Raw genomic sequence first — 13,355 nt, 5'->3', positions numbered from 1 at the left:
GCTTAAAATTGATATTATTTGCTAAATTTATTAGCCACAACGGCATCTTTTAGGCCATTTGAATAGTTGTAGAAGCCTTCTCCGGATTTCACTCCTTTATTCCCTGCAGTCACCATATTGACCAATAGTGGGCATGGTGCGTATTTAGGATTTCCAAAACCATCATGCAGGACGTTCAATATCGCCAGACAAACATCAAGGCCAATAAAATCTGCTAATTGAAGCGGACCCATTGGATGTGCCATTCCTAGTTTCATCACTGTATCAATTTCAGCAACTCCAGCCACACTTTCGTAGAGCGTATAGATCGCTTCATTGATCATTGGCATTAAAATACGGTTGGCTACAAAGCCAGGATAGTCGTTCACTTCCACTGGAGTTTTGGCCAGTTTAGTTGACAATTCCATTACGATCGAAGTGGTTTCATTGCTGGTCGCATATCCTCTGATCACTTCAACCAATTTCATTACTGGAACAGGGTTCATGAAATGCATGCCAATCACTCTATCGCCGCGATTGGTTACTGAAGCTATTTTAGTAATAGAAATAGAAGAAGTATTGCTGGCCAGTATCGCTGCTGGTTTGGCAAAGATGTCCAGGTCTTTAAATATTTTCAGCTTAAGGTCCAGATTTTCTGTGGCGGCTTCCACAATCAGGTCAGCATCGGCAACACCGGCCTTTATATCGGTGAAATTAATGATGTTTTTAAGCGTAGTTGCTTTGTCTGCTTCCGTAATTGTTCCTTTAGCCACCTGACGATCCAGATTCTTAGCAATCGTCGCAATAGCGCGTTCTAAAGCCTCATTATTTACATCAATTAAGTTTACCTGATAACCAAACTGCGCAAAAGTATGCGCGATTCCATTGCCCATTGTTCCTGAGCCAATCACTGCGATGTTCTTCATTTATGTTTCTTTAAGGTAATAAGTTATGGCGCTAATCTATTGATAATCCATGAACCTTCCACTAAATGGTAATTAATCCTATCGTGCAGGCGGCTTGGGCGACCTTGCCAGAATTCAATATGTGTTGGGCTTAATAAATATCCTCCCCAATGAAGCGGACGAGGGATTTCCTGGCCTTCAAACTCTTCGGTTAATTGTTTCACTTTTTCTTCTAATACTTCTCTATTTGGGATCACACTGCTTTGTGGAGAGGCTGTAGCTCCAATCTGACTGCCCTGCGGGCGAGAATGAAAATACGCGGTAGAATCTTCCGCTGCGATTTTGTTCACCAAACCGTCTATGCGTACTTGTCTTTCCAACTCTGGCCAGAAGAATACTAAAGAAGCCTGCGGGTTTTCTGCGAGGTCTTTTCCTTTATCGCTGTTGTAATTGGTAAAGAATACAAAGCCATCTTCATCGAAACCTTTGAGTAGGAGAATTCGTGCAGCAGGTTTTCCGCTGGCATTAGCCGTTGCGAGTGTCATCACATTTGGCTCAAATAATTTTGCGTCTACGGCTTCGGTAAACCATTTCTTGAATTGCAGGATGGGATTGTTTTCCACATCAGTTTCGGCCAGTTCTGCTGAGCGATATTCCTGTCTTAGGTCTTGTAGATTTTGTTTATTCAGCTCCATGTACAAAAATAGGTTTTAGTTTATTTAATATTATCGTTAAATTTCCGAAATGTTAAGTCGATTAGCGCCATCTGCAGGTAAATTATTAATCTCGGAACCATTTTTAATGGATCCTAACTTTAAACGTTCTGTAGTTTTTGTAACGGAACACCAGGAAGAGGGAACAGTTGGTTTTATTTTAAACCATAAAAGTTCTTTGCTGCTAAGTGATCTGGTGCCTGATTTTACGGGGGCTGATTTTCCGGTATACCTGGGTGGACCAGTTGCTGTAGATACGATTCATTTCATTCATCGCTGTGCTGCTCTATTGACGGAGGGGGAGGAAATTGCGAAAGGTATTTATTGGGGTGGTAATTTTGAGGCCCTAAAGGTGCTAGTGAACAGTCGCCATATTAAACCGGAAGACATTAAGTTTTTTATTGGCTATTCTGGATGGTCTGGAGAACAGCTGGAAGAAGAGATGAAAGAGAATACCTGGATGGTGTCCGACCAGTTTGATGCTGATTTGGTATTCTCTAACAATGAAGAGGAACTATGGAAGGAAGTGATCATTAACCTCGGACCTAAATACGCCCATGTCAGTAATTTTCCTCAGAATCCTAATCTGAATTAATTGAAATCGGATCTTGTGGATCCGATCAATAGTTATTAATAATTTTCAAGATCGATTGCGCTTTCCTCAATCTTTTTCTTTAAATCATCTTTATACTGCTGCATTTTTGCAGAAAGTTCTGTGTTTGCGGTCGCTAAGATCTGCACGGCTAATAAACCGGCATTCTTTGCTGCATTTAATGCTACCGTGGCTACAGGAATACCATTTGGCATTTGAAGAATAGAAAGGATAGAATCCCATCCATCAATAGAATTAGATGATTTTACCGGCACACCAATTACAGGCAGGGTCGTGATGGAAGCCACCATTCCAGGTAAATGTGCTGCACCACCTGCACCGGCGATGATTACTTTTAAACCTCTTGATGCTGCATCTTTCGCGTATTCGAACATTTTTTCCGGCGTACGGTGAGCCGACACTACGGTCATTTCAAATTGGATACCGAATTCTTTCATGATATCGGCTGCGTCTTTCATGATATGAAGGTCAGACTTGCTGCCCATTATAATACCTACTTGTATGCTCATTAGGAAATAACTTTTAGTGTTTCTTTGATGTAATTGGCTTTTTCAATTGCTTTCTCGCGGTTCTGGTCTACAATAGTGATGTGTCCCATTTTGCGGAAAGGCTTGGTATATTTTTTACCGTAAAGGTGAACGTAAACGCCTTCAATGGCCATTACTTTTTCTAATCCTTTATATTTGGCTACGCCATTGTGGTTTTTCTCTCCCAAAAGGTTGATCATAACCGCATTATTTGTAGCGCGGGTATCTCCCAGTGGAAGGTTGAAAATTGCACGTAAATGCTGGTTAAACTGAGAAACGTAGTTTCCTTCAATAGTTTGGTGACCGCTGTTGTGTGGACGAGGTGCCAATTCATTGACCAAAATTTCTCCTGATCTGGTAATGAACATTTCTACCGCTAACAAACCAGTGATGTTTAATGAAGTGGCAATGTTTTTTGCAATGATTTCTGCTCTTTCTTGAATAGATTCTGGATAAGTAGAAGGAGAAATCAGGAATTCTACCAGGTTTGCTTCGGCATTGAATTCCATTTCCACCATTGGGAAGGTCTTCATATCACCGTTAGGGTTTCTGGAAACGATGACTGCGATTTCTTTTTCGAAATCTACCAGTTCTTCAATTAAACATGGAGCATCGAAAGCGTTGTCAATGTCTGCCAGGTTGTTTATTTTCATGACTCCTTTGCCATCATAACCATCTTTACGCTGTTTAAGCATGTAAGGGAATGGAAAGTGGCTATTGCGCATGTCTTCTTTGGTATTCACCAATTGGAAAGGCGCAGTAGGGATGTTGTTTTCTTTAAAAAATTGTTTTTGAACACCTTTGTCCTGAATCAGACGGATCACTCTAGATTGTGGGTACACTAGTTTTCCTTCTTTTTCCAGTTGTTCCAGTGCCTCAATATTTACCTTTTCTATTTCAATAGTAATGATGTCTGCTTTCTTGCCGAAGTTATAAACGGTGTCGAAATCAGTGATAGAACCACATTCAAAGTAGTTTGCTAGGTGTTTACATGGAGCGTCTGTATCCGGATCTAAAATTAAAGTGGTTAAATTATAATTGATGGCTTCCTGGATCAACATCCTGCCCAATTGACCGCCACCTAATATGCCTAATTTTAAATCACTTATTTGTTTTGCCATATCGATATGAAAAAGTTATGCTTATTTTGCACAAAAATAACAATATAAACGGATTGATGGAGGCAGATGCTATAATTATTGGTGCTGGAGCATGCGGTTTAATGTGTGCGGTACAAGCTGGCTATTTGGGAAAGCGAGTAATATTGTTGGAAAAAAGCGATAAACCAGGCGCAAAGATTTTGATTTCCGGCGGGGGTAGGTGTAACTATACCAACCTGTTTGCCAGTGATGAACAGTTTATTTCTAACAACAAACATTTCTCAAAATCAGCTTTTACGCAGTGGACAGTCGAGGATACGATTAGCTTTTTTGAGACTTACGGCATCAGCGGAAAAGAGAAAACTTTAGGACAACTTTTTCCTGATGGCAAGAATGCAAAAGATATTGTAGCTGCATTTACAGAGATTTGTACTGATTTTGGTCAGCAGATTATTTGTGATGCACAGGTTACAGATATCGAACAAACGCGGATTGGTTTTTCGGTGAGCTTTGATAAAGGGAATAAGTCGAAAACTTTGAAAGCACCGAAGCTGGTGATTGCTACAGGAGGATTGCCGATTCCAAAAATGGGTGCTACAGATTTCGCCCTGCGATTTGCCAGGAAACATGGGCTAAATATCATAGAAACAGCTCCTGCCTTGGTGCCGTTGACGATTACCGGGAAAGATGAGGACTGGTATGCTGCCTTATCGGGGAACTCTGTATTCTGCGAAGTAAGCAATGACCGCATCTCTTTTGAAGAGAACATTTTGTTTACGCACTGGGGATTAAGCGGACCGGCGATCTTACAGATTTCTTCGTATTGGAGAAGAGGGGAGTCGATCAATATCGACTTGCTGCCTAAACAATCTATCTTAGAATTGATCGAGGAAGAACGGAAGTTTAATGGGAAGCTGTTGCTTTCTACCTTGCTCAACCGCTATTATCCAAAGAAATTCACTGATGCACTGGGGAAATTCCTTCCTTTAGATAAGCAGGTGGCTGCTTTGACGAAAACGGAATTGGAAACGATTCAGCAGACGATTCATCTTTTCAAAGTGAAGCCAGCAGGCGATAAGGGGTATGACAAGGCGGAAGTGATGAGGGGTGGTATTGACACAAATGAATTGTCGTCGAAAACGTTGGAATGTAAAAGTATTCCAGGTTTATATTTTGGTGGGGAATGTGTAGATGTAACCGGATGGCTTGGCGGATATAATTTCCAATGGGCCTGGGCGAATGGTTATGTGATTGCGCAAAATATTTAAAACTTACTGAAAAGGCGCCTGGCTTTAGACCAGTTGGTCGTCAATAAAGGAAATCGCAATTCGAGAATAGTTTAACAAATTTTAAAATTTCATGCCCATTAGTTCACCTAACTTAAAAGCATTTCCAATCGCTGTCGCAGCGCCATAATCTAATATTGCGCGATACTTGTTGTGGTATTTCTTGTACACATATACATCTCTTCTCCAGGCTTTATAATTGGAACTGTTCACCTGATCGATAATAGTTGAAATGTTCTGGCCATGTGCTTTCGTGGTATGCCAGATCCCACTTGGGATATACAATATTTCTCCAGCCTTTAAAGTAATGGTGGTGGGAGTGGCTTCTCTGAACCTTGGGTACTTTTCATAATCAGGATTCGAAATGTCTATTGGAGACCGTGATTCTAATAATCCCCCTTTTCCAGGATACATTAATTCTTCCTGATCCCTCGGGAATATGATCACATCTTTTTCACCATACAGCTGAATCAGCCAGGCATGAACATCATAAGCGTCTTTATGTACAGAATAATGATTTCCTGCACCGCCGATGTGTAAATCCATTCCGTTTCCTAGTTTGTTCTTCAGGATTTTGTGGTTCAGCCAATTCGGTTTTACCAAGTTCATGTCCATGGGATCCATGTATTCCAGGATTTCCGGAAGCTGGGTGAGGATGTTGAATTTAACAGGGTATGGGGCCGGATTTTCTTTGGTACTATTGGCTGTTAAATCCAGCAATTCCGATATCGTGTATTGCTTGTTGGAAAACCAAGTGGTTCGGTCCCCAAAATTTTCTCTGAAAAAGTCGGGTGTAAAAATGAGGTTGGATTTCCATACCCGGGTTGCATTTTCAAGAATAACCGGAATTCCGGGTTTTTGATACTTCTCTATGAACTCTTTGTAAGAGAGTTCTTTCCTTCTTTCAATTGTTGTCATACGTTCCCTATGTTGAGCTATTTTTTGCGCAAATATTGAAGATACCATATGTAAAAAAGGTATAAGAACAGATGCGTTAATCCCGGAGTTTAAGTTAAGTATTTTTTAGCAGAGTTAAAAAACATATTTATATATTTGTGGTCCGCTAAGGAAATGCCCGGATGGCGGAATTGGTAGACGCGCTGGTCTCAAACACCTGTGGGAAACCGTGCCGGTTCGACTCCGGCTCCGGGTACAGCAATCTTTCCCATATGGGAAAGATTATTAAAAAATATATTTATTGGAGCCTCTAGATGATATCTACAGGCTTTTTTAGTTTTTAACTGTCGCATTTTTTGGAACAGTTACCTCTTGCCTCAATTCTTCTTCCTTATATATGTTTTCGGCAGACCTTTCCATATCTAATTATTTTGCTCATTTTATTTATCATATATTCATTATCAAAAACTAAAAATACCGTTTGAATAATGAAATGAGTTCTTGATAATTGCAGAAAATCATGGTCTAAGTCTATTGATCGGAGAGGCTGTTTTATAAGTTGTATAGACTATAGGTGTGTATCTTTTTAGGTGATCAAAAAATGAGGAAATAATGAGAAATTGCGATAAATTAAACTTTGACCAGACCCATTTGGTTTTACTATAAGACATTTGCGTTATACGGGTTTTAGCAATACACCATTGAACAAAGGCCTATCATACTTGTATGCAAGAAAAATATTAATTAAATGATTGCCGATATTCTAATGGTGTCTGATTGGTCTTCATCTTAAACAATTTACTAAACGACTGAGGATATTCAAAACCCAATTGATATGCAATTTCGCTCACTGACATCTGCGTGCTTGTCAGGCGATCCTTCGATAGATCTATGATCTTATCCTGTATTAGTTGCTGGGTCGTATGCCCCGTTAGCTGCTTCAACAGGTCGCTTAAGTATCGTGTAGATATGTTAAGCTGATTAGCCAGGTAACTTGGACTCGGTAAACCTTGATTATTGTTGTTTTGAAAATGACTTTCTAGAATATTTTCAAGTCTTTCCAGAATTCCTCCCCCACTGATCTTTCTGGTAACAAATTGTCGCTTATAATACCTATTGCAGTAGGAAAGCAATACCTCGAGATTTGCAACAATTACATCCTGACTGAAGCTGTCAATTGGTAAATGATACTCCCTTTCCAACTGATGAAATATTATTTCCATTGATTTTTGTTCATCCTCCGATAGGATTAAAGCTTCATTAATCACATAATCAAAAAAACCTAGTTGCTTTATCTTTTGGCTCAATGCATATGACCTTAGAAATTCGGGGTGTATATTTACCAGCCAGCCCGATTTTGCATATTCAAAGTGTGGATCGATGATACTACTTTGCCTTGGTCCAAAACAGGATACAACGCCCTCATTGAAATCAAACAAAGTCTGCCCGTACTGGATCTTGCATGGGGAGGAGGTTTTAATCGTGATCTGATAAAAATCCAGGATTAATTTTGTTCGCTCCGGATTATTTAGCACGGGTAAATCCTCAAACTTGATAATACTAAATAAAGGATGCTTGGGACTTTCAATTCCTAATGTCTTGTGCAAATCACTCAAATTCGTAAAATTTACAGTAAAAATGTCCTTTGTCATTATATTTCTCTTTATGTTCAAAGCTACAACTTTAACCCTTTCGATAAGCGCTGGCAATATTTCGTGCGATCATCGAACTTGGCAATAGTGCCATTAGCTTGGCTCTTATTCTATTTCTGCGCCCGGAGATAGCGAAATTACGCTGCTCGTCAAGCGCTTTTATCAGTTCGACCGCCACTTGTTCAGGTGTCTGACTTGCAGCCTGACTATGATTAGATCTTAATCTTAGAGCTTTTTCACCTTCTATTCCGGCAGAAGCATTAAAGTTAGTTCTAGTAAGCCCGGGAGAGAACAGCAAAACACACACCCCTTTGGGCTTGCATTCTTCAGTAATCGCTTGGGTAAAAGACCGAACAAATGCCTTACTGGCTGCATATACAGCCATGTATGGCACAGGCATAAAGGCTGTCATGGAAGCTATATTTACCAAAGTACCGTTTCTTCTTGACTGCATTTGCGGTAAAAAAAGGTGCGTTAAGGCAACTAGTGAACTGATATTTAGTTGGATAAGATTCAATTCAGATTGCAAAGATATAGCTGTGAAGTCACCCCCCGATCCAATGCCAGCGTTATTAATCAACATTTCTACCTCAAGCCCCCTTAAGGTAACTTCTGTAAATACTCGTAAAGCAGTTTCAGGTGCAGATAAATCAGCAGCAATGTAATGGGCGCTGATGCCATGGCGCTGCATAAGCAGTTTGCACTGTTCCTGCAGTGTTTCCTCATTACGGGCTATTAACAGTAAATCATGTTTCCTTCCAGCAAGTTGATCTGCAATAGCCTTGCCTATTCCTCCGGATGCTCCAGTTATCATTGTCACTTTCATATGCTCATTTTTCATACTCAAAAGTAAAATAGGTACCCAAGGTAAAAGTATCTCAATGTCGGAACATTGTATGCGGAAATCAGATTCAGGTAAAACCAAAATGTGGTTTAATTGATGATTTATATCCCTAAAAGTTTATCAAGAAACGGTGGTTTTCTGAAACGGTGCTAAAGCTCAATCAAAATAACCAAGAATTTCGATAGCTGGAATAAAGATTAGAAAATTGTTTTTCTGATAATGTCAAGTTTTTCGGTTCAATTCAAGACCGTTCAAGGTAATTTGAAGGAAAAAAAACACCCTATTGGTCCTGATATTTATATGTCATTTTACAAAACATTTTCCTTTCAAATCATCAAAAATTGGCTCTATAAGCCCCAAAAAACGATCTAAATGTTCAAAGTAATCCGGAGTAACGGTACAGAAATTTTTCTCATATGGGAAAAATCATTAGAAAATATATTTATTTGAGCCTTTAGATGATATCTAAAGGCGTTTTTAGTTTTTGATATTAATAAGGTTGACAATCACCTTCACCATCATTTCTTTCTCATCAGATTTGCTTTCAGCTATCATTAGCGTTAGCGCAACCAATGCATTGTCTGCAATGCGTTTTGATCCATCTGGTTTATAAAGGATGCTGTTCTTGTCCAGAAACCAAACAAATAGGTAAGCAGCAATCCGTTTATTGCCATCAGAAAAGGAATGGTTTTTTACCACAAAGTATAAAAGACTAGCAGCTTTTTCCTCTACGCTCGGATATAAATCAATACCATCAAATGTTTGATATATTGTAGCAATGGAACTTTTGAAAGATTGATCTTTTTCGTTTCCAAATAACGAACTCCCACCGAATTTATCTTTGAGATCATGTATGGCTTGTTTCGCTTCGTCATAATTTATAGCAAATAATTCTTGGGCAGTTGTTCCTTCAATTGTTAATAGCTGATGATCATATTTGTCAAGGATATCAAGTGCGTATGCATAATCTGTTACTACTCTTAGTAGCCCGGTAGCTTCGTCTGTATTTAATGACTTATTTTCAAGTACATTACTTAAAAGATTTACGGTATTCTTTAAAGAGTTTAATTGATCATTTTGTTCTCGTAATCGTGATTCATTTAAAGAATAGCCTTTTACTAGATATTTTTTTAGAATTTGATTTGCCCAGATGCGGAATTGGGTGCCTTGTTTTGAATTTACTCTATATCCAACTGAAATAATGAGATCTAAATTGTAGTGAGTCACCTCTCGTTTAATATTTCTTGAACCTTCAGTTTGAACTTGTGCAAATTTTGCACAAGTTGATCTCTCATCTAATTCTTCCGTTTTATATATATTTTTAATATGTTTTACCAAAGAGGTACGATCTGTTTTGAACAGTTCAGCTAGTTGATATTGATTTAGCCATATAGTTTCATTTTCAAGCTTAACTTCGATGGAAGTAGTCCCATCTGTGGTTTGATAGATGATTATTTGATCTTTAACTGTCATATTATTAGTGATATATACGAACTTATGTATAATGAGCCAATAAAACACAGGTTTAAGGTTAAAAATAATTTTACGACTAGCTTCTTAAATTCGGCTCAGTCTTCAAGTGCATAAGTCTGCTTTTCAAGCCAAAACCATAATTGTATTAATAGCCAAATTTTTGGTTCAAAATTAGTCCTGTGCAGGTTCATTTTAGAGAATTTATTGATGCAGGCTGATGATATTTACTGTCATTTTATAAAAGCTTTTCTTTTCAAATCTTCAATTATAGGCTCAATAAGCCTTAAAAAACGATCTAAATGTTCAAAGTAATCCGGAGAAACGGTACAGCCCCTTTTTACACAAGTAACGAGGGGTTTTTTTAGTTTGAAACCAGCCTATCGCTTCAAAAAGGGGATTTTGTCGGTTCGATTTCCGGTTAGGGTATATGAAACAACCCAGCCGTACTAAGGTTGAACCAATTTTGGAAAAAAGCCCTTTAAAACAGGTTTTAGATTTTAGAGATAATATTGACAGGAACCTGCACAGAACACATCATCCAGTAGTTATAATTAAACAGGAGTTATAGGTGTATAATTTGCTCTTGCGTCTTTAAATTGACCAATGTTATTGGCAATCCACAACCAAAGTGGGGTAACCTGTTCCAATAAACCAATACCGAGATCGGTTAATGCGTATTCCACTCTTGGAGGTACTTCAGCGTAAACACTTCTGGATACCAAGCCATCCCGCTCCAATTCACGGAGGCATTTAGTTAGCATTTTCTGACTAATACCATTGACGTGGTCTTGGAGCGCAGAGAATCTCATACGTCCATCAATCCCCAAAGCGTGTACAATAAATAATGACCATTTATTTCCAACATGGTTTAGGATGTCGCTCTTCAGCGCATCGTGATCTTTGTTTAAAACCTTACAGATATCATCCCAGGCTTTTACAATCTTCTCATCGGTAATCAGTTTTTCCATGTCGTATTTTTGTTTGTATCAGATATTCAGCAGTATCTATCTCAAATTAATAGGCAAAATGAGAGCAGATTCGTCTATTTTTTTCTATCGGCCAAAAAAATCTAAGCGACAGTTCTTGACTCTATTTCAGTACAATAAAGCTGGTCAAAAATAAATTAAAAAAAATGGTAAGTATTCAGTATGTAAAATAAATATTTCTGGATAAAATTAATAGCTTAATTATCAGTATACTAACCTTTAGGTAACTTACAAACCAAAGGGTGTCTTATCTTTTCAGCGCTTTAACTATTCTAAATTTGTTCCAGCAAAAACACAGTTAGTGCAACATTTATACAGCACGTCATTTAAAAAAAAAATATTTAATAGATATGGAAAATAAAGCGATTTTAATTTTGGGAGCCGGGGAACTGGGCATGCCAGTAATCCGCAGTGTAGCTCAAGCGTCAAAAAAATACAATAATGTCAAAGTCACAGTATTGCTCCGTGGTACAACAATCGAATCCGACGATGAAGAGAAAAAAAGAAATGTAGAGGAAATCAGGTCATTAGGGGCATCTTTACTTGCCGCTGATCTCTCCGTCCCATCTTCAGATTTGATATCTATTTTCAAAAACTTCGATGTTGTCATTTCATGTACTGGATATGGTAGTGGAGCTGGTGGATTTCAATTGAAACTTGCAAATGCAGTACTTGATGCTGGAGTAAAACGTTACTTCCCATGGCAATTTGGTGTAGACTTCGACGTTATTGGTCGTGGTAGCGCACAAGACTTATTCGATGAACAGCTAGATGTACGTGAGCTTCTCAGGTCACAGAACAACACAGAATGGGTCATCATTTCAACAGGTATGTTTACCAGCTATCTTTTCGAAAAGTCTTTTGGGCTGGTAGATTTTGATAAAAAAATCGTAAATGTATTGGGTAGTCCAGATACTGCAGTAACCGTTACCACACCAGAGGATATCGGCAAACTGACCTCAGTAATATTTTTTGCAGAACCCCAGATAACAAACACTATAGTTTATATCGGTGGGGATACCATTACCTATGGACAGTTTGCTGATGTAATAGATTCATTATCTGGAGAAAAATTTGAGCGTACTGTATCCGATATTGACGAGTTGAAAAATGATTTGAAAAATGACCCGACCAATTTCGTAAAAAAATACAGATCTATTTTTGGAGATGGCCGTGGTGTGTCCTGGGAACTTGAGAAAACTTTCAATTTCCAACATTCGATTAAAACTACCTCTGCAAAACAATGGGCGGAAAATAATATTGAATGGAACAATAAAGCCAATTAGTAGAACAGATGCCTTAGATGACTGTTTTATCAGTCAGGTTTTCCACATATTGAATATACCCGAATGGTTTGATTTCCTGGGTAAAATGATAATTTTGATTTATAAATTTCACTATGCTATATTTATTTAATTCTAGCAGACGCTGTCCTGCACTTTCACTATTATTACTCTTGACATTAACGGGATTAGCTACAAGAGCACAATTGTTTAATCAGGACAGCCTGAAATTAATATCCCGGGAGTTTTCCTTTACAGAAGGGCCGGCAGTGGACAAAAAGGGGGATATTTATTTTACTGACCAGCCCAATAACAAAATCTGGAAATATAGCACTGAAGGTCATCTCTCGCTTTTTAAAGATTCAGCAGGCCGTGCAAATGGATTGTACTTTAACCGTCGCGGTCAGCTGCTGGCCTGTGCGGATGAAAAAAACGAAATCTGGTCAATAAGCAATGATGGCAAAGTTACCGTTTTGCTGTCAGATGTGGATAGAAAGAAATTGAACGGGCCCAATGACCTTTGGGCAGATAGAAAGGGTGGCATCTATTTTACAGACCCTTTTTATCCTCGTGATTACTGGACCAGAAAAAAGCCGGAAATAGCAGGGCAGAAAGTTTATTACCTGCCGCGGGGAAAAGGGAAAAAGCCAATAGTAGTGGCTGATGATCTAGCTAAACCAAACGGAATTGTAGGATCGGCCGATGGAAGATACCTGTATGTTGCAGATATTGAGCGAAATAAAACTTACAGGTATACCATTGAACCTAAGGGTAAGCTCAGCGGACAGAAGCTGGTCATCGATCAGGGATCTGATGGGATGACATTAGATAATCAGGGAAATATCTATTTGACCGGAAAAGGCGTATTTATTTATAGTCCGGCAGGTATGTTGATAGGTCATATTGAAGTAAAAGAGCCTTGGACAGCGAATGTTTGTTTTGGCGGTAAAAACCGTACTGATCTGTTTATCACTGCCTCAACTGCAATTTATAAGCTGCCGATGCGTACAAAGGGCGTAGATTGAGGCGCGTTGAAAAAAGCCGTAATACGTAAAAGACTTTAACTATTGCGGTTTCAAAAAATCTTAAATTGCTTT

The 13,355-nt window shown here is 38.7% G+C and carries 13 protein-coding genes and 1 tRNA gene; 5 read left to right on the top strand and 9 right to left on the bottom strand.

The features are described 5' to 3' along the window. Positions 1-14: 14 nt before the first annotated feature. Together H9X96_RS12310 and pdxH are read right to left on the bottom strand one after the other, a co-directional pair. Positions 15-905 (bottom strand): 3-hydroxybutyryl-CoA dehydrogenase, encoded by an 891-nt coding sequence (locus H9X96_RS12310; protein ID WP_187666560.1) that lies wholly within the window; start codon positions 903-905, stop codon positions 15-17. Between the two features lie 23 nt (positions 906-928). Then, positions 929-1,579 carry a pyridoxamine 5'-phosphate oxidase gene (gene pdxH, locus H9X96_RS12305; RefSeq protein WP_187666559.1) on the bottom strand — a complete coding sequence of 217 codons (651 nt, stop codon included), beginning with the start codon at positions 1,577-1,579 and terminating at the stop codon, positions 929-931. A gap of 49 nt (positions 1,580-1,628) precedes the next feature. On the opposite strand from pdxH, the gene H9X96_RS12300 reads away from it, so the two are divergent. Continuing rightward, positions 1,629-2,192, top strand: a complete 564-nt coding sequence (locus H9X96_RS12300; RefSeq protein WP_187666558.1) for a YqgE/AlgH family protein — start codon at positions 1,629-1,631, stop codon at positions 2,190-2,192. 35 nt (positions 2,193-2,227) lie between these two features. Here the strand turns inward: H9X96_RS12300 and purE are convergent, their stop codons facing one another. Both purE and H9X96_RS12290 read right to left on the bottom strand, forming a co-directional pair. Then, positions 2,228-2,719 carry a 5-(carboxyamino)imidazole ribonucleotide mutase gene (purE, locus tag H9X96_RS12295; protein WP_187666557.1) on the bottom strand — a complete coding sequence of 164 codons (492 nt, stop codon included), beginning with the start codon at positions 2,717-2,719 and terminating at the stop codon, positions 2,228-2,230. Beyond that, positions 2,719-3,858: a 5-(carboxyamino)imidazole ribonucleotide synthase gene (locus tag H9X96_RS12290; RefSeq protein WP_187666556.1), complete on the bottom strand. Its 1,140-nt coding sequence runs from the start codon at positions 3,856-3,858 to the stop codon at positions 2,719-2,721. Before H9X96_RS12290 ends, purE begins: the two co-directional genes overlap by 1 nt. A gap of 17 nt (positions 3,859-3,875) precedes the next feature. Here H9X96_RS12290 and H9X96_RS12285 point away from each other — a divergent pair, with 17 nt between their 5' ends. Then, positions 3,876-5,105, top strand: coding sequence for an aminoacetone oxidase family FAD-binding enzyme (locus H9X96_RS12285; RefSeq protein ID WP_255431097.1), 1,230 nt, complete (start codon positions 3,876-3,878; stop codon positions 5,103-5,105). A gap of 81 nt (positions 5,106-5,186) precedes the next feature. On the opposite strand, the gene H9X96_RS12280 is transcribed toward H9X96_RS12285, so the two are convergent. Beyond that, positions 5,187-6,041: a cupin-like domain-containing protein gene (locus tag H9X96_RS12280; RefSeq protein WP_187666555.1), complete on the bottom strand. Its 855-nt coding sequence runs from the start codon at positions 6,039-6,041 to the stop codon at positions 5,187-5,189. 155 nt (positions 6,042-6,196) lie between these two features. Here H9X96_RS12280 and H9X96_RS12275 point away from each other — a divergent pair. Continuing rightward, a tRNA-Leu gene (locus H9X96_RS12275) sits at positions 6,197-6,276 on the top strand. Positions 6,277-6,760: 484 nt separating this feature from the next. On the opposite strand, the gene H9X96_RS12270 is transcribed toward H9X96_RS12275, so the two are convergent. The 4 genes from H9X96_RS12270 to H9X96_RS12255 all read right to left on the bottom strand — a co-directional run bounded on the left by H9X96_RS12270 (position 6,761) and on the right by H9X96_RS12255 (position 10,957). Further along, positions 6,761-7,672 carry an AraC family transcriptional regulator gene (locus tag H9X96_RS12270; RefSeq protein WP_187666554.1) on the bottom strand — a complete coding sequence of 304 codons (912 nt, stop codon included), beginning with the start codon at positions 7,670-7,672 and terminating at the stop codon, positions 6,761-6,763. Positions 7,673-7,703: 31 nt separating this feature from the next. Then, a complete protein-coding gene (locus H9X96_RS12265) occupies positions 7,704-8,513 on the bottom strand; it encodes an SDR family oxidoreductase (protein ID WP_187666553.1) in 810 nt (269 codons plus the stop codon). A gap of 480 nt (positions 8,514-8,993) precedes the next feature. Next, on the bottom strand, positions 8,994-9,989 hold the full coding sequence (gene rhuM, locus H9X96_RS12260) for a RhuM family protein (RefSeq protein ID WP_187666552.1): 996 nt from the start codon (positions 9,987-9,989) through the stop codon (positions 8,994-8,996). Positions 9,990-10,540: 551 nt separating this feature from the next. Further along, positions 10,541-10,957 (bottom strand): helix-turn-helix domain-containing protein, encoded by a 417-nt coding sequence (locus H9X96_RS12255; RefSeq protein WP_187666551.1) that lies wholly within the window; start codon positions 10,955-10,957, stop codon positions 10,541-10,543. A 368-nt stretch (positions 10,958-11,325) separates the two neighbouring features. On the opposite strand from H9X96_RS12255, the gene H9X96_RS12250 reads away from it, so the two are divergent. Together H9X96_RS12250 and H9X96_RS12245 are read left to right on the top strand one after the other, a co-directional pair. Beyond that, positions 11,326-12,261 carry an aromatic alcohol reductase gene (locus H9X96_RS12250; protein WP_187666550.1) on the top strand — a complete coding sequence of 312 codons (936 nt, stop codon included), beginning with the start codon at positions 11,326-11,328 and terminating at the stop codon, positions 12,259-12,261. A 113-nt stretch (positions 12,262-12,374) separates the two neighbouring features. Then, positions 12,375-13,283: an SMP-30/gluconolactonase/LRE family protein gene (locus H9X96_RS12245; protein WP_187666549.1), complete on the top strand. Its 909-nt coding sequence runs from the start codon at positions 12,375-12,377 to the stop codon at positions 13,281-13,283. Positions 13,284-13,355 lie beyond the last annotated feature (72 nt).

This window comes from Pedobacter sp. N36a (genome assembly GCF_014472395.1).
Taxonomy (GTDB): domain Bacteria; phylum Bacteroidota; class Bacteroidia; order Sphingobacteriales; family Sphingobacteriaceae; genus Pedobacter.
The sequence above is the reverse complement of the archived record's forward strand: the minus strand, read 5'-3'. Positions and strand labels throughout refer to the sequence as shown.

Coding starts and splice junctions, on each gene's coding strand:
- H9X96_RS12310 (WP_187666560.1), bottom strand. CDS start 905: ATGAAGAACATCGCAGTGATTGGCTCAGGAACAATGGGCAATGGAATC.
- pdxH (WP_187666559.1), bottom strand. CDS start 1,579: ATGGAGCTGAATAAACAAAATCTACAAGACCTAAGACAGGAATATCGC.
- H9X96_RS12300 (WP_187666558.1), top strand. CDS start 1,629: ATGTTAAGTCGATTAGCGCCATCTGCAGGTAAATTATTAATCTCGGAA.
- purE (WP_187666557.1), bottom strand. CDS start 2,719: ATGAGCATACAAGTAGGTATTATAATGGGCAGCAAGTCTGACCTTCAT.
- H9X96_RS12290 (WP_187666556.1), bottom strand. CDS start 3,858: ATGGCAAAACAAATAAGTGATTTAAAATTAGGCATATTAGGTGGCGGT.
- H9X96_RS12285 (WP_255431097.1), top strand. CDS start 3,876: ATGCTTATTTTGCACAAAAATAACAATATAAACGGATTGATGGAGGCA.
- H9X96_RS12280 (WP_187666555.1), bottom strand. CDS start 6,041: ATGACAACAATTGAAAGAAGGAAAGAACTCTCTTACAAAGAGTTCATA.
- H9X96_RS12270 (WP_187666554.1), bottom strand. CDS start 7,672: ATGACAAAGGACATTTTTACTGTAAATTTTACGAATTTGAGTGATTTG.
- H9X96_RS12265 (WP_187666553.1), bottom strand. CDS start 8,513: ATGAAAAATGAGCATATGAAAGTGACAATGATAACTGGAGCATCCGGA.
- rhuM (WP_187666552.1), bottom strand. CDS start 9,989: ATGACAGTTAAAGATCAAATAATCATCTATCAAACCACAGATGGGACT.
- H9X96_RS12255 (WP_187666551.1), bottom strand. CDS start 10,957: ATGGAAAAACTGATTACCGATGAGAAGATTGTAAAAGCCTGGGATGAT.
- H9X96_RS12250 (WP_187666550.1), top strand. CDS start 11,326: ATGGAAAATAAAGCGATTTTAATTTTGGGAGCCGGGGAACTGGGCATG.
- H9X96_RS12245 (WP_187666549.1), top strand. CDS start 12,375: ATGCTATATTTATTTAATTCTAGCAGACGCTGTCCTGCACTTTCACTA.